General features: G+C 37.6%; 22 protein-coding genes. 15 read left to right on the top strand and 7 right to left on the bottom strand.

The features are described from left to right. Positions 1-13: 13 nt before the first annotated feature. The 6 genes from dnaG to BFL01S_RS02060 all read left to right on the top strand — a co-directional run bounded on the left by dnaG (position 14) and on the right by BFL01S_RS02060 (position 6,970). Positions 14-1,822: a DNA primase gene (gene dnaG, locus BFL01S_RS02085; protein ID WP_061784757.1), complete on the top strand. Its 1,809-nt coding sequence runs from the start codon at positions 14-16 to the stop codon at positions 1,820-1,822. A gap of 63 nt (positions 1,823-1,885) precedes the next feature. Further along, positions 1,886-3,016, top strand: a complete 1,131-nt coding sequence (gene rpoD / locus BFL01S_RS02080) for an RNA polymerase sigma factor RpoD (protein WP_061784756.1) — start codon at positions 1,886-1,888, stop codon at positions 3,014-3,016. 309 nt (positions 3,017-3,325) lie between these two features. Continuing rightward, a complete protein-coding gene (locus tag BFL01S_RS02075; RefSeq protein WP_025911619.1) occupies positions 3,326-4,465 on the top strand; it encodes an acyl-CoA dehydrogenase family protein in 1,140 nt (379 codons plus the stop codon). 170 nt (positions 4,466-4,635) lie between these two features. After that, on the top strand, positions 4,636-4,995 hold the full coding sequence (gene cccA, locus BFL01S_RS02070) for a cytochrome c550 (RefSeq protein ID WP_025911618.1): 360 nt from the start codon (positions 4,636-4,638) through the stop codon (positions 4,993-4,995). Positions 4,996-5,144: 149 nt separating this feature from the next. Next, positions 5,145-5,852 carry a tRNA (adenine(22)-N(1))-methyltransferase gene (locus BFL01S_RS02065; protein ID WP_025911616.1) on the top strand — a complete coding sequence of 236 codons (708 nt, stop codon included), beginning with the start codon at positions 5,145-5,147 and terminating at the stop codon, positions 5,850-5,852. Next, on the top strand, positions 5,849-6,970 hold the full coding sequence (locus BFL01S_RS02060; RefSeq protein ID WP_061784755.1) for a Nif3-like dinuclear metal center hexameric protein: 1,122 nt from the start codon (positions 5,849-5,851) through the stop codon (positions 6,968-6,970). The genes BFL01S_RS02065 and BFL01S_RS02060 overlap by 4 nt, the downstream gene beginning before the upstream one ends. A gap of 27 nt (positions 6,971-6,997) precedes the next feature. On the opposite strand, the gene BFL01S_RS02055 is transcribed toward BFL01S_RS02060, so the two are convergent. Both BFL01S_RS02055 and vrrA read right to left on the bottom strand, forming a co-directional pair. Continuing rightward, on the bottom strand, positions 6,998-7,948 hold the full coding sequence (locus tag BFL01S_RS02055) for a 4-hydroxy-3-methylbut-2-enyl diphosphate reductase (protein ID WP_061784754.1): 951 nt from the start codon (positions 7,946-7,948) through the stop codon (positions 6,998-7,000). A 184-nt stretch (positions 7,949-8,132) separates the two neighbouring features. Further along, a complete protein-coding gene (gene vrrA / locus BFL01S_RS02050) occupies positions 8,133-8,792 on the bottom strand; it encodes a VrrA/YqfQ family protein (RefSeq protein ID WP_390894723.1) in 660 nt (219 codons plus the stop codon). Positions 8,793-8,966: 174 nt separating this feature from the next. Between vrrA and BFL01S_RS02045 the strand changes: the two genes are divergently transcribed. Together BFL01S_RS02045 and BFL01S_RS02040 are read left to right on the top strand one after the other, a co-directional pair. Next, positions 8,967-10,286, top strand: coding sequence for a DEAD/DEAH box helicase (locus BFL01S_RS02045; RefSeq protein ID WP_025911611.1), 1,320 nt, complete (start codon positions 8,967-8,969; stop codon positions 10,284-10,286). An 18-nt stretch (positions 10,287-10,304) separates the two neighbouring features. Next, positions 10,305-11,195, top strand: coding sequence for a deoxyribonuclease IV (locus BFL01S_RS02040; protein ID WP_061784752.1), 891 nt, complete (start codon positions 10,305-10,307; stop codon positions 11,193-11,195). 336 nt (positions 11,196-11,531) lie between these two features. Here BFL01S_RS02040 and BFL01S_RS02035 read toward each other — a convergent pair whose 3' ends face one another. After that, positions 11,532-11,783 (bottom strand): DUF2624 domain-containing protein, encoded by a 252-nt coding sequence (locus BFL01S_RS02035; protein WP_025911607.1) that lies wholly within the window; start codon positions 11,781-11,783, stop codon positions 11,532-11,534. 210 nt (positions 11,784-11,993) lie between these two features. Between BFL01S_RS02035 and BFL01S_RS02030 the strand changes: the two genes are divergently transcribed. The 3 genes from BFL01S_RS02030 to BFL01S_RS02020 are packed head-to-tail and all read left to right on the top strand — an operon-like array spanning position 11,994 to position 14,034. Next, a complete protein-coding gene (locus BFL01S_RS02030) occupies positions 11,994-12,773 on the top strand; it encodes a metal ABC transporter ATP-binding protein (RefSeq protein WP_078989269.1) in 780 nt (259 codons plus the stop codon). Further along, positions 12,770-13,612 carry a metal ABC transporter permease gene (locus BFL01S_RS02025; RefSeq protein ID WP_025911604.1) on the top strand — a complete coding sequence of 281 codons (843 nt, stop codon included), beginning with the start codon at positions 12,770-12,772 and terminating at the stop codon, positions 13,610-13,612. The genes BFL01S_RS02030 and BFL01S_RS02025 overlap by 4 nt, the downstream gene beginning before the upstream one ends. Next, positions 13,609-14,034 (top strand): Fur family transcriptional regulator, encoded by a 426-nt coding sequence (locus BFL01S_RS02020; RefSeq protein WP_025911602.1) that lies wholly within the window; start codon positions 13,609-13,611, stop codon positions 14,032-14,034. Before BFL01S_RS02025 ends, BFL01S_RS02020 begins: the two co-directional genes overlap by 4 nt. A gap of 52 nt (positions 14,035-14,086) precedes the next feature. Here BFL01S_RS02020 and BFL01S_RS02015 read toward each other — a convergent pair whose 3' ends face one another. Further along, entirely contained in the window at positions 14,087-14,659 is a 573-nt protein-coding gene (locus BFL01S_RS02015) for a 5' nucleotidase, NT5C type (protein ID WP_061784751.1), read from the bottom strand. A gap of 143 nt (positions 14,660-14,802) precedes the next feature. Here BFL01S_RS02015 and BFL01S_RS02010 point away from each other — a divergent pair, with 143 nt between their 5' ends. Next, positions 14,803-15,150 (top strand): DUF4190 domain-containing protein, encoded by a 348-nt coding sequence (locus BFL01S_RS02010; protein ID WP_061784750.1) that lies wholly within the window; start codon positions 14,803-14,805, stop codon positions 15,148-15,150. A 36-nt stretch (positions 15,151-15,186) separates the two neighbouring features. Here BFL01S_RS02010 and ispG read toward each other — a convergent pair whose 3' ends face one another. Together ispG and yqfZ are read right to left on the bottom strand one after the other, a co-directional pair. Then, positions 15,187-16,281 carry a flavodoxin-dependent (E)-4-hydroxy-3-methylbut-2-enyl-diphosphate synthase gene (gene ispG / locus BFL01S_RS02005; RefSeq protein WP_174521173.1) on the bottom strand — a complete coding sequence of 365 codons (1,095 nt, stop codon included), beginning with the start codon at positions 16,279-16,281 and terminating at the stop codon, positions 15,187-15,189. Positions 16,282-16,431: 150 nt separating this feature from the next. After that, positions 16,432-16,761 (bottom strand): protein YqfZ, encoded by a 330-nt coding sequence (yqfZ, locus tag BFL01S_RS02000; protein ID WP_061784749.1) that lies wholly within the window; start codon positions 16,759-16,761, stop codon positions 16,432-16,434. A gap of 85 nt (positions 16,762-16,846) precedes the next feature. On the opposite strand from yqfZ, the gene BFL01S_RS01995 reads away from it, so the two are divergent. Then, the gene (locus tag BFL01S_RS01995; RefSeq protein ID WP_061784748.1) at positions 16,847-18,064 is read left to right on the top strand and encodes an MFS transporter; all 1,218 of its coding nucleotides are present in this window, start codon (positions 16,847-16,849) and stop codon (positions 18,062-18,064) included. A gap of 89 nt (positions 18,065-18,153) precedes the next feature. Continuing rightward, positions 18,154-18,993, top strand: a complete 840-nt coding sequence (locus BFL01S_RS01990) for a hypothetical protein (protein WP_061784747.1) — start codon at positions 18,154-18,156, stop codon at positions 18,991-18,993. 75 nt (positions 18,994-19,068) lie between these two features. Here the strand turns inward: BFL01S_RS01990 and BFL01S_RS01985 are convergent, their stop codons facing one another. Continuing rightward, positions 19,069-19,845: a DUF1189 domain-containing protein gene (locus tag BFL01S_RS01985; protein ID WP_061784746.1), complete on the bottom strand. Its 777-nt coding sequence runs from the start codon at positions 19,843-19,845 to the stop codon at positions 19,069-19,071. A gap of 235 nt (positions 19,846-20,080) precedes the next feature. Between BFL01S_RS01985 and BFL01S_RS01980 the strand changes: the two genes are divergently transcribed. Further along, entirely contained in the window at positions 20,081-21,736 is a 1,656-nt protein-coding gene (locus BFL01S_RS01980; RefSeq protein ID WP_174521172.1) for a Na/Pi cotransporter family protein, read from the top strand. Positions 21,737-21,743 lie beyond the last annotated feature (7 nt).

The raw sequence follows: 21,743 nt of genomic DNA, 5'->3' as shown, positions 1-21,743 counted from the left end.
CGGAGCTGTTAACATGGCAAATCGAATTCCTGATGAAGTGATTGATCGTATTCGGCGTTCAGTAGATATTGTCGATGTCATAAGCGACTATGTGCAGCTAACGAAACAGGGCCGAAACTATTTTGGGCTGTGTCCGTTTCATGGGGAAAATACACCATCGTTTTCCGTATCGCCAGATAAGCAAATTTATCATTGCTTTGGCTGTGGAGCTGGAGGAAACGCATTTTCATTTGTTATGGATTTAGAGGGGCTTTCATTTACCGAAGCTGCTCAACACCTTGCTGATAAAGGAAACATTCCATTTGAATATGAAGTGCAACAGCCGAGCTCTGAGGGTTCAAAGTCAGAAAATGCCCTTGTTGATGCACATGAGCTTTTAAAGAAATTTTATCATCATTTATTGGTAAATACAAAAGAAGGCCAGGAAGCCTATGACTATTTAATCAACCGTGGTTTCACAAGAGAAATTATAGACGAGTTTGAAATTGGATATGCGCTAGATTCCTGGGATTTCGTTACTAAGTTTTTAACAAAGCGTGGATTTAAGCCAGATGAAATGGAAGCTGCAGGTCTTATTATTAAACGAAATCAAGAAGAAAGCTATTTCGATCGGTTTCGAGATCGAGTTATGTTTCCTATTGCAGACTTACAAGGAAGAACCATTGCTTTTTCAGGTCGCCTATTAAAAGAGATAAAAGGGCAGCCCAAGTATCTAAATAGTCCCGAAACTTCAATCTTTAATAAAAGTCGTACACTCTACAATTTTCACCGTGCAAAAAAACACATCAGAAAAAATCAACAAGTCATTTTATTTGAAGGATTCGCAGACGTTATTTCATCGGTTACTGCTGAGTGTCAACAGTCAATTGCAACGATGGGTACTGCGCTTACAGAAGAGCAGGCAAAAATTATTCGTCGAAACGTTGAATCCGTTATTGTATGCTATGATGCAGACTCGGCAGGTATTGAAGCTGCGTATAAAGCTGTGAATATTTTAACAGATGCAGGCTGCTCAGTAAAAGTCGCCACGATGCCGGATGGATATGACCCTGACGATTATATAAAAGAGTTTGGAGCAGCAAAATTTCGAAACGAAGTCATTGAAAACAGTTTGACGCTTATGGCGTTTAAAATGCGATACTTGCGACGTGGTAAGAACTTGCAGATTGAAGCTGATCGCATGAAGTACATTGATGAAGTGTTAAAAGCAGTTAGTCAATTAACAAAAGCGGTCGAAAAAGACTATTACCTCAGGCAACTGTCTCAAGAGTTTTCAATTTCATTAGATGCTTTAAAGGAACAGCAGCAACAAGTTCGCCATGAAGTGAAAAAGAAAAAGGATAATGATTCTTGGAATAGAAATACTATATCAAGACATCCTGTCACCAAAAAAAACCTTCTTCCTGCACATGAAAATGCAGAGAGGCATTTAATTGCATATATGCTAAAAGACAGGGATATAGCGTTTCGGATTCAAGATCTGCTTCAAGCACAGTTTAATATAGAAGAACATAGGGCTCTTGTGACATACTTGTATGGTTACTACGAAGAAGGGTATAGTCCTAACCCAAGCAACTTTATCGAACGTATTCCTGATTCAAATCTGACAGGTTTAGCTTCGGAACTAGCGATGATGTCAATTAACGAAGAATTGTCGGAGCAAGCGTTGCATGATTACATTCAACAAGTGTTGAATTATGAAAAGAAGTCCATAATAAAAGAAAAAGAGCAGCAAAGGCAAGAAGCGGAGCGTCAAAAGGATTATGTAAAGGCTGCGACGATTGCAATGGAAATTTTGGAATTAAAAAAGGCGTTAAAATAAAACGTGTTTATTAGTCCCACTTTTAAAAAAGGTGTCCTCAAAATTTTGGAAGGAGGGGATTTGATGGCTGAAAAATCAGCACATTCAAAGCAACTTGATTCAGATTTAACAATAGAGCAAGTCAAAGAACAATTGACTGAAATTGGTAAAAAACGTGGTGTTCTCACATATGAAGAAATTGCCGAGCGCATGGCAAATTTTGAAATTGAGTCCGACCAAATGGATGAATACTATGAATTCCTTGGTGAACAAGGTGTTGAAGTGATGAGTGAAGCAGAAGCAAATGAAGATGCGGATCCAGATATTCAACAATTGTCTAAGGAAGAAGAGTTTGATTTGAATGATCTTAGCGTGCCACCAGGAGTAAAAATCAATGACCCTGTTCGTATGTATTTGAAAGAAATTGGTCGTGTAGATCTTCTATCTGCTGAAGAAGAAATTAACTTGGCAAAACGTATTGAAGAAGGCGATGAAGAAGCTAAGCGCCGTTTAGCAGAAGCAAACTTACGTCTAGTTGTAAGTATTGCTAAGAGATATGTAGGACGCGGCATGCTTTTCTTAGATTTAATTCAAGAAGGAAATATGGGCCTAATTAAAGCGGTTGAAAAGTTTGATTACCGTAAAGGTTACAAATTTAGTACGTATGCAACATGGTGGATTCGTCAAGCCATCACACGTGCGATTGCAGACCAAGCAAGAACAATTCGTATTCCTGTACACATGGTAGAAACAATTAACAAGTTAATTCGTGTTCAACGTCAATTACTGCAAGACTTAGGTCGTGAGCCATCTCCAGAAGAAATTGCAGAGGATATGGATTTAACGCCAGAAAAAGTACGTGAAATCTTAAAAATTGCGCAAGAGCCTGTTTCACTTGAAACGCCTATTGGTGAAGAAGATGATTCTCATTTAGGTGACTTCATTGAAGATCAAGATGCAACATCGCCTTCTGAGCACGCTGCTTACGAACTATTAAAAGAGCAATTAGAAGACGTCTTAGATACGTTAACAGATCGTGAAGAAAATGTGCTGCGTCTTCGTTTTGGCTTAGATGATGGTCGTACACGTACACTTGAAGAAGTTGGAAAAGTGTTTGGCGTAACGCGTGAACGTATTCGTCAAATTGAAGCAAAAGCGCTACGTAAGTTAAGACATCCAAGCCGCAGCAAGCGCTTAAAGGATTTCTTAGAATAGAATTTGTGATGAATTAATAGTTTACTTCTATATAGGAGTAAACTATTTTTTTGCTTCTTTTTTTTACCAATCACTACCCTTTGAATATATTTTACTGAAATGAGTTTTGTTTTGCAAATGCTCTTTTAAAAAAAATCCACTAATTTATCCAGTCACGCCCTTAAATGCAATCGCTGTCATTTTTTAAAAGAAACTTTCGTTTATTATATCATGAAATAGATTCTCTTATTTTAAAAGTTGAGAAAATTTACAAAAATGACTTATAATTAATTATTGTAAGCGTATACATTTTGTTTGGGGGGATTTGAGATGAATTTTGAATTAACGGCAGAACAGAAAATGATTCAAAAAACACTTCGAGAGTTTTCTGAAGCTGAGGTTGCACCAGGAGCATTGGAACGAGACAAGACGAAAGAATTTCCGTTAGATGTGTTTAAAAAGTTATCTGATTTAGGCGTTATGGGACTTCCTTTCCCAGAAGAGTATGGTGGGGGCGGTGCTGATACGGTCAGCTTTGCAATTGTAGTAGAAGAGCTAAGCAGAGCGTGTGGTTCAACGGGAATTACATATTCTGCTCATGTATCGTTAGGGGGTGCGCCTATTCACCTATTTGGAACACCGGAGCAAAAAGAAAAATACTTAGTTCCAATCTGCACAGGAGAATCGTTTGGAGCATTTGGGTTAACTGAGCCTAATGCGGGAAGTGATGCTGGAGGAACTGAAACAAGTGCAGAGTTAGAAAATGGTGAATATACGATTAACGGTAGTAAATGCTACATTACCAATGCAAGCTATGCAAAATTTTTAGCTTTGACAGCTGTAACGGCAAGACATGAAGGAAAAAAAGAGATTTCTGCGTTAATTGTGCCGACTGATGCAGCTGGTTTCTCAGTCATCGATAATTATGAAAAGATGGGACTTCATGCTTCAAATACAACGGAACTAATTCTAGAAGACGTAAAAGTGCCAGAAGAAAATCTACTTGGCAAAAAAGGAGAGGGATTTAAGCAATTCTTAAAAACGCTCGACGGAGGACGAATTGGAATTGGAGCAATGGGAGTTGGAATTGCTCAAGCGGCTTATGAAAAAGCTCTTGCTTATGCACAAGAAAGAAAGCAGTTTGGAAAAACACTTTCGTCTTTTCAAGCAATCCAATTTAAACTAGCAGATATGGCCATGAAAGTGGAACTGGCAAGAACAATGGTTTATAAGGCAGCATGGCTGAAAGATCAAGGCAAACCTTTTACTAAGGAAGCAGCCATGTGTAAACTATATGCCTCTGAAATATGTATGGAAGTAGCGAGCCAAGCGATTCAAATCCACGGTGGATATGGTTATATGAAAGAGTATCAGGTTGAGCGCTTTTTACGTGATGCCAAGCTGTTGGAGATTGGTGAAGGGACATCTGAAATTCAGCGTTCCGTTATTGCTAGGCAAATTGGATGCTAATTAACTACTTGAAAAGTGTAAACGCTTCGAAAAATAGTAGATTTTATGGATAGGTTAGATAATTCTGTAAATAAAACCCTTTCACTTGTCCTCGTTTTACAGTAAAATAAAGATGCTTATACTATTTTTGCTATTTCACGGGATGGGAATACATAAAGGGGGTATAGTTAATGAATCGAAATCCACTGATACCATTTTTGCTTATTGCACTTATTGGAATTGGATTAATGGTAACCTTCTCATTTAATGGTCTCAACAACGCAGAAGAAATAGCCGCTGAAAAAGAAGGTGGAGGCGAAGAAGATCAAGCCTCAGCAAAGCCTGAAGATCTCTATCAACAAAACTGTATTGGATGTCACGGCGATCAGTATCAAGGAGGCGTAGGGCCAGCTTTAAAAGGAGTGGGCGACAAGCTTTCTGAAGAAGAAATTGCTGATATCCTAGTGAACGGAAAGGGATCAATGCCACCAGGGTTAATATCTGCTGAAAAAGCTCCTGAGATGGCGAAATGGGTTTCAGAAATTAAATAAATAGGATTTTTATGGTAGCCTCTTACAAACGAAGAGGCTTTTTTTTATGGGATATAGGAAATAATAGAAGCGGAGTCACAGTATGATTCGCAACAGTGTTTGTGATAAAATAAGGAACAGTAATTACATAAAGAATAGGTGACAAGACAATGAATGAGCTAAAATTATCCAAGCGACTAGAAGAAGTCGCAAAATCAATTCCAAAAGGAGCTATGCTTGCTGATATTGGATCAGATCATGCTTATCTACCTTGCTATGCATATTTACAAGGGTATATAAAAGGAGCAATTGCAGGTGAAATTACAGAAGGTCCTTTTCAATCAGCTGTTAAGCAGGTAGAAAAAACAAACTTAACAGACGTTATTGAAGTAAGAAAAGGCGATGGGTTATCTGTTATTAAACCGGGTGAAGTAGACTGCATTACAATTGCAGGAATGGGTGGAACTTTAATTCAAACCATTTTAGAAGACGGGAAAGAAAAGCTACAGGGCGTTACAAGACTTGTGCTTCAGCCTAATATTGGGGCTCATCATATCAGACAGTGGTTAATTGAACATAAATGGTCTTTAATTGACGAAAAAATCATGGAAGATGACGGTCGAATCTATGAAATTCTTGTTGCTGAACAAGGAGAGCCGTTAGAGTCTTATGATGAAAAAGTTGAAGCGGGAATTTTAGTAGGTCCAATCTTAGCAAAAGAGAAAAACGATGCTTTTAAAAAGAAATGGAATCATGAGCTAGCTCATACAAAAAAGATCGTCGAGCAAATGGAGAAATCAGCTACAACAAAAGAAGGGCAAGAAAAAAAGAAAAAGCTAGAAAATGAAATTCGAATCATTGAGGAGGTTTTATCATGAATAAAGTACCAAACGGTTATCAAGTTATTGAACTGTTTGAGTCTTTTTCCCCGAAGCACTTAGCTATGGAAGGGGATAAAATTGGTTTGCAAATCGGGACATTAAACAAGCCGGTTCATAAAGTGATGATTACCTTAGATGTATTAGAAACGGTTGTTGATGAAGCGATTGAAAAACATGTTGATCTCATTATCGCTCATCATCCTCCTATCTTTCGACCATTACAACAAATTCAAACGGACCAACCCGCTGGCCGTATTGTTGAAAAGTGCATTAAACATGATATTGCGGTATACGCTGCTCATACGAACTTAGATATTACTGAAGGTGGGGTTAACGATTTGTTAGCTGATGCATTAGGTTTGCAAAATACCGAAGTGCTTGTTCCAACGGGTGCTGAAGAACTAAATAAACTTGTAGTCTATGTGCCAAAAACTCACTATGAAGCCGTTCACCAAGCTATCTCAGAAGCCGGTGCAGGTGAGATAGGGCTATATAGTGGCTGTGCTTTCTTTACAGAAGGGATTGGAACCTTCACTCCATCTGAGCAGGCAAACCCTTATATCGGCTCACAGGGTACTGCAGAACGCGTGAACGAAGTGAAAATTGAAACGATCTTTCCAGCAAAGCTTCAAAAAAAAGTTGTACAAGCTGTGCTGCGTGCTCACCCATATGAAGAAGTAGCGTATGACATTTATAAGCTTAAGCAAAAAGGAAAAGAGTACGGTCTTGGGAAGATTGGAAAGCTTCCTCGTGAGATGACTTTAAAAGAATTTGCTCATCATGTAAAAGAAGCGTTAGATGTAGAAGGGCTAAGAGTTGTTGGTGACTTACATGATACGGTGAAAAAGGTAGCCGTATTAGGTGGAGATGGTAACAAATACATCTCTAATGCAAAGTTTAAAGGTGCGGACGTTTACGTTACAGGAGACTTATATTTTCACGTAGCTCATGACGCGATGATGATGGGATTGAACGTTATCGATCCTGGTCATCATGTGGAAAAGGTAATGCGTCAAGAGGTTGAAAAGAAAATGCAAGAGCTATGTAAAGACAAAAAGTTTGAGTGCACGATCTTTTCTTCTCAAGTTGATACAAATCCATTTACGTTTCTATAAAAAAGATGCTCATCAGAGCATCTTTTTTTAGGATGATTTTTTTGTACGTACTTTTGGTAAGATTTTTGATAAAGGAACAGCTTTTTCGCGCGTCCAAGTCGTTTCATCAGCAGGGTCAAACTGCTCTAGATACTTAATGACTTCTTTTGTAATTGGCGTAGGAGTTGATGCACCAGCCGTTACAGCAACAGAAGTAGCATCTTTAAGCCAATCCACTTCAAGCTCAGAAATATCGCTAATACGATAAGCTTTTGTTCCAGCAATCTCTTCAGAAACCTGCGCTAGGCGGTTAGAGTTATTACTTTTTGGATCACCGACAACAATTGTCACGTCGGCTTCTCCGGCTTGTTCCGCTACCGCTTCTTGACGTACTTGTGTTGCTAGGCAAATTTCTTTATGAACTTCAGCATGAGGGTACTTCTCCTGAACTTTTTCAATCACATCGGCTACGTCCCATTGGCTCATTGTTGTTTGATTAGTCACAATGATTTTATCTCTTGTAATCGCAAGGGATTCCACATCTTCTTCTTTTTCAATTAGATGAACGATGTGAGGTGCAATTCCAACTGCACCTTCCGGCTCAGGATGGCCTTTTTTGCCGATATAGACAACCTCATAGCCTTCTTTTTCTTTTGCAAGAATAAGGTCATGGGTTTTTGTTACGTCTGGACACGTTGCGTCAATGGTAACAAGTCCTTTTTCCTTTGCGCGTTCTTTTACTTCTGGTGATACACCATGAGCTGTAAAAATGACCGTACCTTCATTAATTTTATCTAAAATCTCTAAACGGTTTGCACCGTCTAGGGTAATGATTCCATCTTCTTCAAACGCGTCTGTTACGTGCTTGTTATGCACAATCATGCCTAATATATAAATTGGGCGTGGAAGTGATGTATCCAAAGCTGCGTTGCGTGCAATAACCATTGCATCAACAACTCCATAGCAATAGCCGCGTGGAGCAATTTTTATAACCTTCATTAGTATCCTCCTCATCATAAGGTGACGAGTATTTGTAAACTCCTCTCTATTATATAAAAGCATGAACAATAATACAAAGAATATATTGGTGCTGTAATGGTTCATCTCAATAACTGGAATTAGCCCTTAGTTTCGATGCAAGTATGTATAAAAGGTAGATGTTAACCTCTCTACCTTTTTTATCTTAAATGTAAAGCTTTGGTGTTGATTGGCGTACCTTTTTAACAGATTTAATTTCTTGATCATCAAAATCAAACTCGTCACTTTCCGATTTTTTTTCTTTTTCGTCCTCTTTTAAACCATCAACCTGCTTACTTACTTCATTTTCTTTTTCTTCGCTATCGTTATTTGCGTCATTCTCTTCTCCTTCATCTGTATCCGCCGTTCGTAATAGCTGATACATTTTTAGGAGAGATGGAGCGTTTTTAACGAGTGGTCCGTATTGTTGTACCATTGGCCCCATGGTTTCAGCTACTTTAATAACCTTTTGAATATTGGTCATCATAGAGCTAAGCGTAGCAGGGTTCGTTAAGTTCTGCAAGTTACTTAATAATGAAGCAGACGATGCTGGTGTAGCTGCACTTTGAACCGTATTAAATAGAGAAGTAGGTGGAATCATCCTTTGAGCTCCAGCAGCTCCAGAACCTCCAATGGCTTCAGGACCTCTGGCACCAGAACGACCTCTTCCAAATATACGAGCTAGTAAATTCCCTGGACCACGAGACGTTCCTTGAGGGTTGATTCCCTGTGTATTCGGGAAGAATGTTTGTTGAGTATTAGTAGGTCCAAAAGGACTCTGCATACGAGGGGGAAAGGATGGTCTTCTTGGAATCAAAGAGCGCACCTCCTTTAGGTTAGTAAACTTCTTCTTTATCCTATGCATTTGTACCGAAAATGTTTGCAAAACCCAATATAAGTTTTTAGAATCGAAATGATCAGTAGTCAGCGAGAGCAAAATGGATTATAATCATATATTGTGTTTAAAATTGAACGTGACAGTAAAAAAAGGAGATTTAATATGGAAAAAACTAACTTTGAACGTTTTGAGCTACAGCCATTTTTAATAGAAGCAATCAAGCAATTAGGGTTTTATAACCCAACGGAAATTCAAGAACGCTTAATTCCATCAGTTTTAAAGGGAGACAGCGTTATTGGTCAGTCGCAAACTGGAACAGGTAAAACACATGCATATTTACTTCCTCTTTTAGAAAAAGTAAATCCAGCAAAACAAGAAGTACAGGTTGTTATTGCGGCACCAACACGTGAGTTAGCTTCACAAATTTATAAAGAAGTACTAAAGATTACGAAGTACTGTGAAGAAGGCAAAGAAATTACGGCAAAATGTTTTATTGGTGGAACAGACAAGCAGCGTACGATTGAAAAGCTAAAAAAACAGCCGCAAATTGTCGTTGGAACACCTTCACGTTTATTTGACTTAGTGAATGAAAAAGCGTTATTTGTTCATACAACTGCAGCAATCGTTGTGGATGAAGCAGATTTAATGCTTGATATGGGCTTTTTAGAAGATGTAGATCGCTTAGCGAGTAGCATGCCTGAAAAGCTTCAAATGCTTGTATTCTCAGCTACAATTCCAGAGAAATTAAAGCCATTCTTGAAAAAATATATGGATAACCCTAAGTATTCTCACGTATCACCAAACCAAGTAGCAGCAGCTAAGCTAGAGCATGTATTAGTACCACTTCGTCACCGTAACAAGTTTAAACTTTTACATGATATGCTTTTGTCGTATAACCCATATTTAGCTATTGTGTTTACCAACACGAAGAAGATGGCTGATGAAGTAGCGGATGATTTAATGGCAAAAGGTCTTCGCGTAGGTCGTATTCACGGGGATTTAACGCCGCGTGATCGTAAGAAAATGATGAAACAAATCTCAAATTTAGAGTTTCAATACGTTGTTGCAACAGATTTAGCAGCTCGCGGTATTGATATTGAAGGAATTAGCCACGTAATTAACTTTGAGCTTCCTTCAGACCTGGATTTTTATATTCATCGCGTAGGACGTACAGCACGTGCTGGATATTCAGGAATTGCTGCTACAATGTATGATGTAGAAGATGAAGATGCAGTGATTCGACTTGAGAAAATGGGAATTGAGTTTGTGAACAAAGACTTAAAAAACGGTGAGTGGATTTCAATTGATGACCGCAACCGTCGTAAAAAACGTCAAAAGAAAACGGATGACGTTGATAAAGAAGCAAGTCGCTTAATTCAAAAGCCGAAGAAAGTAAAACCTGGTTATAAGAAAAAACGTGCTCGAGAAATTCAAAAATTTGTTCAGAAGAAAAAAAGAAGCGAGCGCCGGAATAATCGATAAAACAGAGGTGGTAACAACATGTTAAAAATCGGTTCACACGTATCAATGAGTGGGAAAAAGATGTTACTTGGTGCTAGTGAAGAAGCTGTTTCATATGGAGCGAATACGTTTATGATTTATACGGGTGCTCCTCAAAATACAAGACGCAAAAAAATTGAAGAGCTAAACATTGAAGCTGGTCTACAGCATATGAAAGAAAACGGTATTGATAATATCGTTGTGCATGCTCCATATATCATTAATATTGGGAATACAACAAATCCAGCCACGTTTGAGCTTGGAGTAGAGTTTTTAACTTCAGAAATTCAGCGCACGCATGCTCTTGGGGCTCGCCAAATTGTGCTTCATCCAGGAGCTCATGTAGGAGCGGGGGCAGAAACAGGAATCAAGCAGATTATTAGTGGGTTAAACGAAGTGCTTCGTCCAGACCAAGAAGTACAAATTGCTTTAGAAACAATGGCTGGAAAAGGTTCTGAATGTGGAAGAAGTTTTGAAGAAATCGCTATGATTATTGATGGAGTGACGCATAACGAAAAGCTGTCGGTTTGCTTTGATACATGTCACGTTCACGATGCAGGCTATGATATTGTGAATGATTTTGACGGTGTGCTAAACGAATTCGACAAAACAGTAGGTATCGACCGTATTAAAGTACTGCACGTTAACGATAGTAAAAATAGCTGTGGGGCTAAAAAAGACCGACATGAAAATATTGGATTTGGCCATATTGGATTTGACGCGTTAAATTACATTGTCCATCATCCAGCATTTGTGGATGTACCTAAAATTTTAGAAACGCCGTACGTTGGTATTGACAAAAAGACGAAAAAAGCACCGTATAAGCTTGAAATTGATATGCTAAAAGCAAAAGCGTTTGATCCCGAGTTACAAAATAAGCTGATGAGCTAACAGCTAAAATAAGCTGGGACATAAGTATTTGAGCTAACGAGATATCCGAACTAGTGGAAGTTAACGACTTTTGATAGTTTGGGTATCTTTTTGTTTGTTTTGAAAATAAGTTAAAAAGCCTAGTGGAATGGAGCGTAAGACATATGACTCCTGCGGGAACAGAGGAAAGGCTGAGACCCCGCAGCGCAGCGAGGAGGCTCAGATTCCTCCCCGCGGAAAGCGAGTGTCTGCAGCGCAATGGAACGAACTGGTTATTACAGCCTAAAGACTTTAGAAAAGGCATACGTGGTCTTTGAGAAAAAATCATTTCGTTTTTTCTTAGACTCTTTGTTTATGTTACATCAGTTTTTGGAACAGCTCATTAACCTTTTTAGCCGTTTCACGATCTGTTACTTGAGCAATTTGTTTAATTAAATAACGCCGCTCAGATTCATTGTAAATATTTACAGGTTTTTGCTTAATGACGTTTACAAGAGTATGAGCCTGTTCAGGTGTAATGAATACATTATACTGCTTACTATAGCTAAGCAACTCTTTGGGTGTTAAGTTATTTATTTTTTTGTTCACGATTTGTTGAACAATTTTCATGTCAATCCCTCCTCGTTATATATATTGTATGAGGGAAAGTGCAACATGTGCCTATTTTCTTTATGTGTTAAAGTTTACAACAAAGTAGGATTGAGGTATACTACTAGAATGATTAAATCGTAACGATTCTGACATGAATGGGGTAACGGCTAAGACAATAAACCGTGCCCTGTTCGTCGTGCTTAAATATAGAAAAGAATGGTGATGGATATGAGTATAGCGAATGCTATTGAAGTTGAACAATTATCGTTCCAATACGATGGGAGATATGTTTTAGAAGACATTAGCTTTTCAATTCCAAAAGGGTCTTTTTTAGGGCTTGTGGGTCCAAATGGCTCTGGAAAATCAACGCTTATTAAATGTATTCTAGGATTGCAGAAGCCTTCAAAAGGATTAATTCGCTTATTTGGGACAGAACAAAGAAAATTTAAAGAGCGAAGCAAAATTGGCTATGTGTCACAAAAAGCAAATAGTTTTAACAGTGGTTTTCCCGCAACTGTATTTGAAGTTGTATCAACAGGGCTAACGTCTAAGATTGGCTTGTTTAAGTTTATGACACCAGCACATCGAAAAAAAGTCAAAGAAGCAATAGCGGCAGTTGGTATGAGTGAGTTTATAAATCGAAACATAGGTGAGTTATCCGGTGGACAGCAACAGCGTATTTTTATTGCACGTGCTCTTGTGAGTGATCCGGAGCTGCTTATATTAGATGAGCCAACGGTTGGTGTGGATGCTCAAAATGTTCAAAATTTTTATCAATTATTAGAAAAGCTAAATAAGGAACACGGAATTACGCTGTTACTTGTTACGCATGATATTGGAACGATCACTGATAAAGTAACGCACGTTGCGTGTTTAAATAAATTTTTACATTTTCACGGGGAATCAAAGGACTTTGAAACGTTTTGTGAGCATGATGTATCCATGTTTTATGGACATGACATTCATATGTTAACTCATCACCATGACCATGGAGGGCAGCACGCATGATTGCAAGTTTATTTGAATTTGAATTTTTACGCAATGCATTTGCAACGGGAATGATCATTGGAATCCTAGCTCCGCTTTTGGGCGCTTTTATCGTTGTGCGCCGCCTTTCTCTTATTGCAGATGCGCTTAGCCATGTAACTCTTGCCGGAATTTCTTTCAGCTTGTTATTGAGTCAGAAAGTAGGGTTTATGCAAGGGGTAAATCCACTATATCTAGGAATGGTTGCTTCAGTTGGAGGATCGCTTTTCATTGAAAAGCTACGTGCGGTTTACAAGCATTACCAAGAATTAGCCATTCCCATTATTTTATCGGGCGGAATAGGAATTAGTGCCATTTGTATTTCATTAGCAGATGGCTTTAACAATGACCTAATGAATTATTTGTTTGGTAGCGTGAGTGCTGTAAGCCGATCGGATTTATGGACGGTTATTGGTATTGCGGTAGTAGTTATTACGCTCGTTTTCGTATTTTATAAAGAATTATTTATTTTATCCTTTGATGAAGAGCATGCGTCAGCATCTGGCATTAAAGCGAAATGGGTGCATTTTTTATTTATCGTAATGGTTGCTTTAGTTATTGCGGTTTCCATGCGAATTGTTGGAATTTTATTAGTGTCATCCTTAATGACGCTCCCGGTAGCAGCGAGCATTCGCTTAGCTAATGGTTTCAAACAAACCATTTTATTATCGGTCATGTTTGGAGAAGTATCCGTACTAGGTGGGTTGTTTTCAGCTTACTATTTAGATTTAGCTCCCGGAGGTACAATTGTTGTCATTGCTGTTATAATTTTAATTATATCAATTATGATTAACAAAGGGCGAAAGGGGAAAAGAACATGAATTTGTCAGAAGCAATTAATTTGTTAAAAGATGAAGGATATAAGCATACTGGAAAACGAGAAGAAATGCTTACGTTGTTTTCAAAAACGGATAAGTACTTAACGGCTAAAGATGTGTTAGAGCATATGCGATTGGATTATCCAGGTCTTAGCTTTGATACTATTTATCGTAACTTATCACTATTTGCAGACCTTGGCATATTAGAGATGACGGAGCTTTCAAGTGAAAAGCACTTCCGCTTTAAATGTGCAACTAAACACCACCATCATCACTTTATTTGCTTAGAATGCGGCAAAACAAAAGAAATTGATGCTTGTCCAATGAAGTATGTAAACGAAGACTTAAAGGGATTCGATGTAACGGGACATAAATTTGAAATCTACGGCAAATGTACGGATTGTAACGAGCAAGTGGTAAACTAAATTTTATAAACAAAAGGCGAACTTAGCTTAAGTTCGCCTTTTATTGTTGCAATTATGATTGTATTTTTAACCAATTGTTTACCCATTCATTTGCTTCTATCCAATTATGAACCCGTACCACTTTTGACGGCACTGGAAGGCGGTTATAAGGTGTATCAAAAAGAATGACGGGTATATCGCACTCTTCGCTTATATCACAAGCATTATCGTGTTTGTCCTCAAAAAAGATATCCACTTTGTGCTTTTTCGCTGCTTCTACTTTAAAGTGCGTTCCAATTAGTTCAATATGATGAAAGGATACATCATGTTCATTAAACCAATTTTCTGTCACATCCAATAGCTTATCTGAGCGAGCGCTGATAAAAAAGAGCTCATGCTGCTTATGCCATTGCTGCAAAATTTCCTTTGCATGTGGAGCAAGAGGGGATGTTTTGTAAATGGCAGCTTCGTTGTCTGTAAACCATTGTGCTAATTCTTCGCGAGTAGCATTTACAAAAGGTAAAAAATCATACTCCGTAATATCTTCGTAAGTTAAATTTACATTAAATGCTTTATTCAAATGAGGAACAAATGTTTCGGGTGAAGTGACTGTTCCATCAATGTCAATTCCAAATCGTTTAGACAACCAATTGCACTCCAATCTGTAAAATCTTCTCTAGCGGCTTGTTATGTTAAGTGTACTAAAGTAAGAAAACATTAACAACTATAATTTTAAGATGACATCACATACTATAAATGCTCCTTTATTTCAGAAAGTGAGGGATAGACATGGAGAATAAGCAGCATGAACGACGTAAGGATATAGATTATGACGCGTACGAAGCAGACTTTATGGAAGAAACGGCTGCTGAGATAGCAGTTCCAGCTTCAGCACGTGAAGAGCATATTCATCGTGAACATGAAGTAGTTGATCGAGATGAAGGGAAAGGGTATGGGCGTTTTGCGCTAATCCTATCCATTCTTTCGTTATTCTTCTTGCCAATTATCCTTGGCGCAGCTGGGATTATTTTAGGGTTTATCGCACGAAGAAAAGGAGCATATACGTTAGGAGCATGGGCAATGGGAATTGGGATTGTATCCATTATTGTGGGAACCTTTGTCCTCCCGTTCTTTTAACAAAGAAAACAGGGTACCGAAACGGTACCCTGTTTTTTAAGCATTTTGTTCTGCTTTTTGTTTTTCATAATATTCTTCAGCAATTTTATCTACTTCTTTTTTCAACTCTTCAACCATTGTTTCCTCTGGAACCTTACGAACGATTTCACCCTTGCGGAAGAGCAATCCTTCACCTCGAGCGCCAGCAATTCCGATATCGGCTTCACGAGCTTCACCAGGTCCGTTTACTGCACAACCTAATACGGCAACTTTAATTGGTGCCTTAATGTGTGAAATATACTCTTCGACTTCGTTTGCAATGCTAATGAGATCAATTTCAATGCGTCCGCATGTAGGACAAGAAATTAAAGTCGCTGCGTTAGCTGCTAAACCGAATGATTTTAATAATTCGCGAGCTACCTTTACTTCTTCAACTGGATCGGCACTTAAAGATACACGAACGGTATTTCCAATACCTTTAGATAAAATAGCACCTAATCCAGCAGCGCTTTTTACTGTTCCAGCAAATAATGTACCAGACTCTGTGATACCTAAGTGTAGAGGATAATCAAAAGCTTTTGCTGCCTTTTCATATGCTTCAATGGCTAGGTTTACATCAGAAGCTTTCATGGATACGATGATATCGTGGAAGTCTAAATCCTCTAGAATTTTAATGTGATGTAATGCACTTTCCACCATGCCATCAGCCGTTGGATATCCGTATTTATCTAGAATACGCTTTTCAAGTGACCCTGCGTTAACTCCAATACGAATTGGAATACCTTTAGCTTTCGCAGCGTTCACAACGGCTTCAACTTTTTCACGGCGTCCAATGTTTCCTGGGTTAATTCGAATTTTATCAGCTCCGCCTTCAATTGCTTTTAAAGCAAGACGGTAATCGAAATGAATGTCAACAACTAAAGGGATATTGATTTGTTTTTTAATATCTGCAATAGCATTTGCTGCGCGCTCATCTGGGCAAGCTACGCGAACAACTTGACACCCTGCTTCTTCTAGGCGCTTGATTTCAGCAACCGTTGCTTCAACATCATGTGTCTTTGTTGTTGTCATGCTTTGGATAACTACTTCATTATTACCACCGATTGTTAAATTTCCAACTTTAACAGGGCGTGTTTTTGTACGATGTATAATTTCACTCACGTGATAATCTCTCCTTCAAAAAGAAATCAAGAATTTAGATTCATTAATAGAATAACTCTTTATAGATAAAATAACTAGTATAAAGTGTCGCTTGTTTATTTTAACAATGTCAATCTTTGTTTGACAAGAAGTATGCTGTAATTACTTGTAAGTAGGAAATTTATATGTTTTTCCAACTTGAATTTCATGTGGAGAAAGCCCGTTGTTTAAGCTTGTAAAGTCCTTTGATAGCTGATTGATTGAAACGGGAATAGAGCCTTTTAGTGCTTTTTCTATAATGGACAATACTGTATCACCAGCTTTTACTCTTACTTCTATAAAGTGTGCTGTTGTTTGTGTTGGTTTTTCTTTCTCAACATTTGCTATGACAGGAGCAGCTTCAGTTGAGGAAGGGATCGTACCATATTTAATATCATAATGACAAATATAACCAACAAATGCGAGAGCGGCAAGGGCAGATAGTCTTTTCATAAGCTCCTCCTGAAAGCAAATTTTAAATAAACAGGGTGTTATAGCTTATGCTTGTCCAACTTTAACTATGAATGGAGAATTTATTTTGAAAGAAAAATTAATGATGATCTCACTAGGATTGTTACCGCTCATTATGGTGTTAGGAAATTCTACTTTGATTCCTCTGTTACCAAATATTCAGCAGTCCTTAGGTTTAAACGAATTGCAAACAGGCTTTATCTTAAGCGCTTTTACAATCCCGGCTGCCATTTTAATTCCAATTGCAGGCATCCTATCCGATCGTTACGGTAGAAAAAAGCTTATTTTAATTTCGTTAACCTTTATTATGGTTGGAAGTGTTATTTCATTTTTAAGCATGGTCATACCAAATGAGGCATTTTCAATTCTAATTGGGGGGCGAGTGATACAGGGAATGGGAGCAGCAGGCACGACAACCCTTGCAATGGCCTTAGTAGGTGATGTATTTCATAATGATAAGCGAGCGACGGCATTAGGATTATTAGAAGTTTATAACGGAGTAGGGAAGGTAATTGCTCCTATTATAGGTGCAACTGTTGGGCTCGTAATATGGTCTGCTGTTTTTATTGTCTATCCTTTGGTTGCATTGATGGCTTTTTTAGGTATTAGCCGATATGTGGAAAATGTAAAGGGCAGTGAAAATGTGTTAGGAATTAGAGCTTATTTTCAACAAGCTTTTCGAATTGTTTACCAAAGAAAAAAAGAATTGTTTCCTCTTTTTTTTATAGGAGGGGTAGGATTGTTTATTGTGTTTGGTGTTCTGTATTTTCTATCCTTTTTAATTCAGGAAACGTATCATATCGATGGTTTTTTTAAGGGAACAGCTTTTTTCTTCCCTCTCAGTGCGATGACCCTTGCTTCTTACTGGAGCGGAAAAAGAATTAAAAACGATGAGGCACTAATGAAGAAGTTAATGCTTCTAGGTACGAGTTTATTATTTGTAACGTTCGGCTTGCTTATTTTTGTTCATTCTCTGTCTGTTTTAATGTTTAGCTTGACGCTTGCTTTTGGTGGGCTTGGCTTTGTATTACCATGCGTCAACATGATGATTACGTCTACAGCTTCAGATGCAGAAAGAGGATTTGTTGTGTCATTATACGGGACAACGCGATTTCTAGGTGTTGCTTTAGGACCCATTGTATATGGAATTTGGATGATGAATGAAAAAAGCATGTACGTGTATAGCTTTCTGACTTTGCTGATAGCGGGTGGCTGGTTGATTTTACGAATCTTCAGTTCAGTTGATATTGGAAAGAGAAAAGTCGTAAAAATGAAATCGAAGTAGTTCTTTTTACCTAAAGAGAACAATTTCTTTACATAGAATTTACAACCTTCTGTCATACTTTTGACTAGTAGTTACAGGGGGGAACAAAATTGAGTATGAACAAACAGAGAAAAAAGAAAAAATCCCAGCAATTTTCACTTTCAGTAAGGTTGTTAGCAGTTGTCATCTTGTTATTGATCTTTGCAATCTCTGCAGTTGGAGCCTTATCTTATATTAAATCCAAAGAAGGTATTGTTTCAGTGATTGAAAATCGTTTGAAAAGAGAGATTAATACTTCGTTTGAAATAACAAGAAATTTAATGACAATGTATATAAATGAGCCGGACGAACTGCAGCGTAAAATGAACCAAAGTATAAAACAACAAATGGCTGAGCTGCAAAGAGAAGGAATAGCAGGTGAAGTAATTCTGTTGCAGAAGGAAAAAGCTGTGACGCTTGTAGAAAATCGTAACGTAACAGTAGATATTTCAAACGCTCTAGAGAAAAAGGTGGAAAGAATAGGGGAGGGTGTTGTCCATTTTCAAGTTAAGGACCAAGGTTACACAGTAGCCTTTAAACAAATTCCTGAAGTTAAATCTTTAATTACGTCTTTTCAGTTAATGTTAGAGCATATGCAATCAATGTTTTTACAACTAAAAGAAACAACTGCTGCTCTTGATAATACGGGTTATATGCTAAAACAAGCCTCGACTAATTCACTTGACCATAATAGACAGTTAGTAGAGATGGCAGATCTTTTACAAATAGGCGCTTCTCAAACGACTACTAGTTCAGAACAAAATATTAATTTTTTTCAAAACATGAATCAATATATAGATAGTATGATTTCTCAAATGAAACAATTATCAATAAATACAAGAGAAATGGATGAACGAGCTAAAATGGGGCAGCTGTCTGTTCAACAAATGTTGAAAACACTGATAAAATAGGACAGGAGTTAGCCACACTTTCCAAAAAACTGCAGCAAGTCGCTCATTTCTTTTAATTACTATAAAGCGTACCTCTTAAGCGTTTAAAGAGGTACGCTTTTCCTTTTTAATCGGAAGCCTAGATAAAATAAATACATATGCAAATAGCACTCCAACTAAATAAAGGCTTGTTGAATAAGGCGCAGAATAAGAGAGCAAATCAATTACCATAAATAGAACAGTCATGGGAGTAATGCTGTAAGCACTCAACACCCAAGCTTGTTTGAACGTCAATATTCTTTTGGTGAAGCGACTCGCGTACAGACCAATCACAGCAAACAGTGTAATTTGAATAAACTTTAATCCTGCTGTTAAACAAAATAATAAAAAGACAGAGAGAGGAATGAAGATAAAAAGTGTATTTTTAATATCTTTTAAGTGATGTAAAAGATTTTCTTTACTTAAAGAATTCCATCCTAAAAGTTCGTATGAATAGACCTGTACTTGGCCTTTAATGGCAAGAAAGACACCATCTTTTAGCAACCCTATTCCATATAAAGGCGGTGCACTTGAAATCTCCTCAGTTGTAATGGTGGAATCTAGAGTAAACGAAGAACTAGAAACATTTATTTTTTCTTTTTCATACAGTTTGAAATCCTCAAGGTAAACAGCGGTGGATGGGGTTTCAATATGCTGAACGGCGTTTTGATAACCGCTTACAATTGTGGGTATCATAAAAAGCAAAGCTGGTAGTAATGAAAAAGCAGTTAGCAATAAAACATACCCAATGGTTTTATTTGGATGTTCAAACCGAAGCATCACTGCTTTTTTTGGAAGGTATGTACTTATTAAAAAGCGGCGAAACATTTCCATGGTCAAAGCTCCTTATTTTAGTAACATTTGCTTTTTATTTTACCATTATATTCATAATGAAAGTGTGAAAAAATGACTTTTTTTATGTGGATGCTGTGTTATGTAAATGAAATGTTAAGATAATGTAAATTTTTTAGAATCAGCGTTTACACAACATTTATTTTACGTTAATAATTATGTGGGACTTGTAGATGTCTGTCGAAAAATGAAACTGTAGAGATAGGAGTGAAATTCTTTGGAACTAGATGTTCAGAAGATGATATTTGAATTTATCGGTGGCCTCGGGATTTTCCTGTTTGGGATTAAATTCATGGGTGATGGCTTACAAAAGTCAGCTGGAGATAAATTACGCGATATACTAGATCGTTTTACAACCAACCCATTTATGGGTGTGTTAGCAGGGATTTTAGTTACCATACTTATTCAAAGTAGTTCCGGAACGACTGTTATTACCGTAGGGTTAGTAAGTGCTGGTTTTATGAACTTACGCCAAGCCATTGGCGTTATCATGGGAGCGAATATCGGGACAACCGTTACAGCTTTCATTATCGGTATTAAAATTTCAGACTATGCGCTACCGATTTTAGCTGTAGGTGCTCTCATGCTATTCTTCTTTAAAAGCAAGCCAGTTCAAAACTTTGGTCAAATCGTATTTGGCTTTGGGATGTTATTCTTTGGTTTAGAGCTAATGGGCGATGGCATGAAGCCACTTCGTTCCCTTCAAGCGTTTCAAGACTTAACAGTAAGTATGAGTGATAACCCAATTTTAGGTGTTGTCATCGGTACAGTATTTACGGTTATCGTTCAAAGCTCAAGTGCAACAATTGGTATCTTACAGGAGCTATTTGGCCAAGGAGCAATCGATATTTATGCAGCGTTACCGGTATTGTTTGGTGATAATATTGGTACAACTATTACGGCAATTTTAGCATCCATTGGTGCAAGCGTTGCGGCAAGACGCGCAGCGTTAACTCATGTAATGTTCAATATTATTGGAACAGTTATCTTCTTAATTATTTTACCGCTGTTCACAAAGTTTGTTTTATATTTACAAGATACATTAGCATTAAACCCAGAGATGACGATAGCTTTTGCACACGGAACGTTTAACATCACGAATACTATTATTCAATTTCCGTTTATTGGATTATTGGCTTTAATCGTAACAAAAGTAATTCCTGGAGACGATGCGTTAGTTGACTTTAAACCGAAACATCTAGATCCAGTTTTTATTGAACAATCACCATCAATTGCGTTAGGACAAGCAAAAGAAGAGCTCGTTCGTATGGGGCAATTCTCAACAATTGGATTAGAAGAAGCAAACAATTATTTGAAAACGAAGCAACATAAGCATTCTGATATGGCTTTACAAATTGAAGATGCCATTAACAATTTAGATAAAAAAATTACTAACTATTTAATTTTACTTTCTTCTTCTTCTATGTCAGCTTCAGAAAGTGAAGAGCATTCAATGCTTTTAGACACGGCTCGTGATATTGAACGTATTGGAGATCATTTTGAAAATATCGTAGAGCTTGTTGATTATCAAATTACTAACAAAGTAAAGGTAACATCTGAAGCTAATAAAGATTTAGCAGAAATGTTTGAACTAACAATTTCAACAGTTAAAGAAGCTGTTGCAGCACTAGAGAACAACGATCGTGAAAAAGCTGTTCACGTAATGCAACAAGAAGATCAAATCGACAGCATGGAGCGTTCACTTCGTAAAAAGCATATTTTACGCTTAAACGAAGGTGCTTGCACAGGCTCAGCTGGTATTGTATTTGTTGACATTATTAGTAACTTAGAGCGTATTGGAGATCACGCAGTTAATATTGCAGAAGCAGTGTTAGGAGAAAATCAAAAGAGTGTGACTCAAAAATCTCAATAAGCTAGAA

It is taken from the genome of Priestia flexa NBRC 15715 (assembly GCF_001591565.1).
Classification (GTDB): Bacteria; Bacillota; Bacilli; order Bacillales; family Bacillaceae_H; genus Priestia; species Priestia flexa.
The sequence above is the reverse complement of the archived record's forward strand: the minus strand, read 5'-3'. Positions and strand labels throughout refer to the sequence as shown.

What these genes read in the sequence shown, in the direction of transcription:
- dnaG (WP_061784757.1), top strand. Translation starts at nt 14, where the DNA reads ATGGCAAATCGAATTCCTGATGAAGTGATTGATCGTATTCGGCGTTCA.
- rpoD (WP_061784756.1), top strand. Translation starts at nt 1,886, where the DNA reads ATGGCTGAAAAATCAGCACATTCAAAGCAACTTGATTCAGATTTAACA.
- BFL01S_RS02075 (WP_025911619.1), top strand. Translation starts at nt 3,326, where the DNA reads ATGAATTTTGAATTAACGGCAGAACAGAAAATGATTCAAAAAACACTT.
- cccA (WP_025911618.1), top strand. Translation starts at nt 4,636, where the DNA reads ATGAATCGAAATCCACTGATACCATTTTTGCTTATTGCACTTATTGGA.
- BFL01S_RS02065 (WP_025911616.1), top strand. Translation starts at nt 5,145, where the DNA reads ATGAATGAGCTAAAATTATCCAAGCGACTAGAAGAAGTCGCAAAATCA.
- BFL01S_RS02060 (WP_061784755.1), top strand. Translation starts at nt 5,849, where the DNA reads ATGAATAAAGTACCAAACGGTTATCAAGTTATTGAACTGTTTGAGTCT.
- BFL01S_RS02055 (WP_061784754.1), bottom strand. Translation starts at nt 7,948, where the DNA reads ATGAAGGTTATAAAAATTGCTCCACGCGGCTATTGCTATGGAGTTGTT.
- BFL01S_RS02045 (WP_025911611.1), top strand. Translation starts at nt 8,967, where the DNA reads ATGGAAAAAACTAACTTTGAACGTTTTGAGCTACAGCCATTTTTAATA.
- BFL01S_RS02040 (WP_061784752.1), top strand. Translation starts at nt 10,305, where the DNA reads ATGTTAAAAATCGGTTCACACGTATCAATGAGTGGGAAAAAGATGTTA.
- BFL01S_RS02035 (WP_025911607.1), bottom strand. Translation starts at nt 11,783, where the DNA reads ATGAAAATTGTTCAACAAATCGTGAACAAAAAAATAAATAACTTAACA.
- BFL01S_RS02030 (WP_078989269.1), top strand. Translation starts at nt 11,994, where the DNA reads ATGAGTATAGCGAATGCTATTGAAGTTGAACAATTATCGTTCCAATAC.
- BFL01S_RS02025 (WP_025911604.1), top strand. Translation starts at nt 12,770, where the DNA reads ATGATTGCAAGTTTATTTGAATTTGAATTTTTACGCAATGCATTTGCA.
- BFL01S_RS02020 (WP_025911602.1), top strand. Translation starts at nt 13,609, where the DNA reads ATGAATTTGTCAGAAGCAATTAATTTGTTAAAAGATGAAGGATATAAG.
- BFL01S_RS02010 (WP_061784750.1), top strand. Translation starts at nt 14,803, where the DNA reads ATGGAGAATAAGCAGCATGAACGACGTAAGGATATAGATTATGACGCG.
- yqfZ (WP_061784749.1), bottom strand. Translation starts at nt 16,761, where the DNA reads ATGAAAAGACTATCTGCCCTTGCCGCTCTCGCATTTGTTGGTTATATT.
- BFL01S_RS01985 (WP_061784746.1), bottom strand. Translation starts at nt 19,845, where the DNA reads ATGGAAATGTTTCGCCGCTTTTTAATAAGTACATACCTTCCAAAAAAA.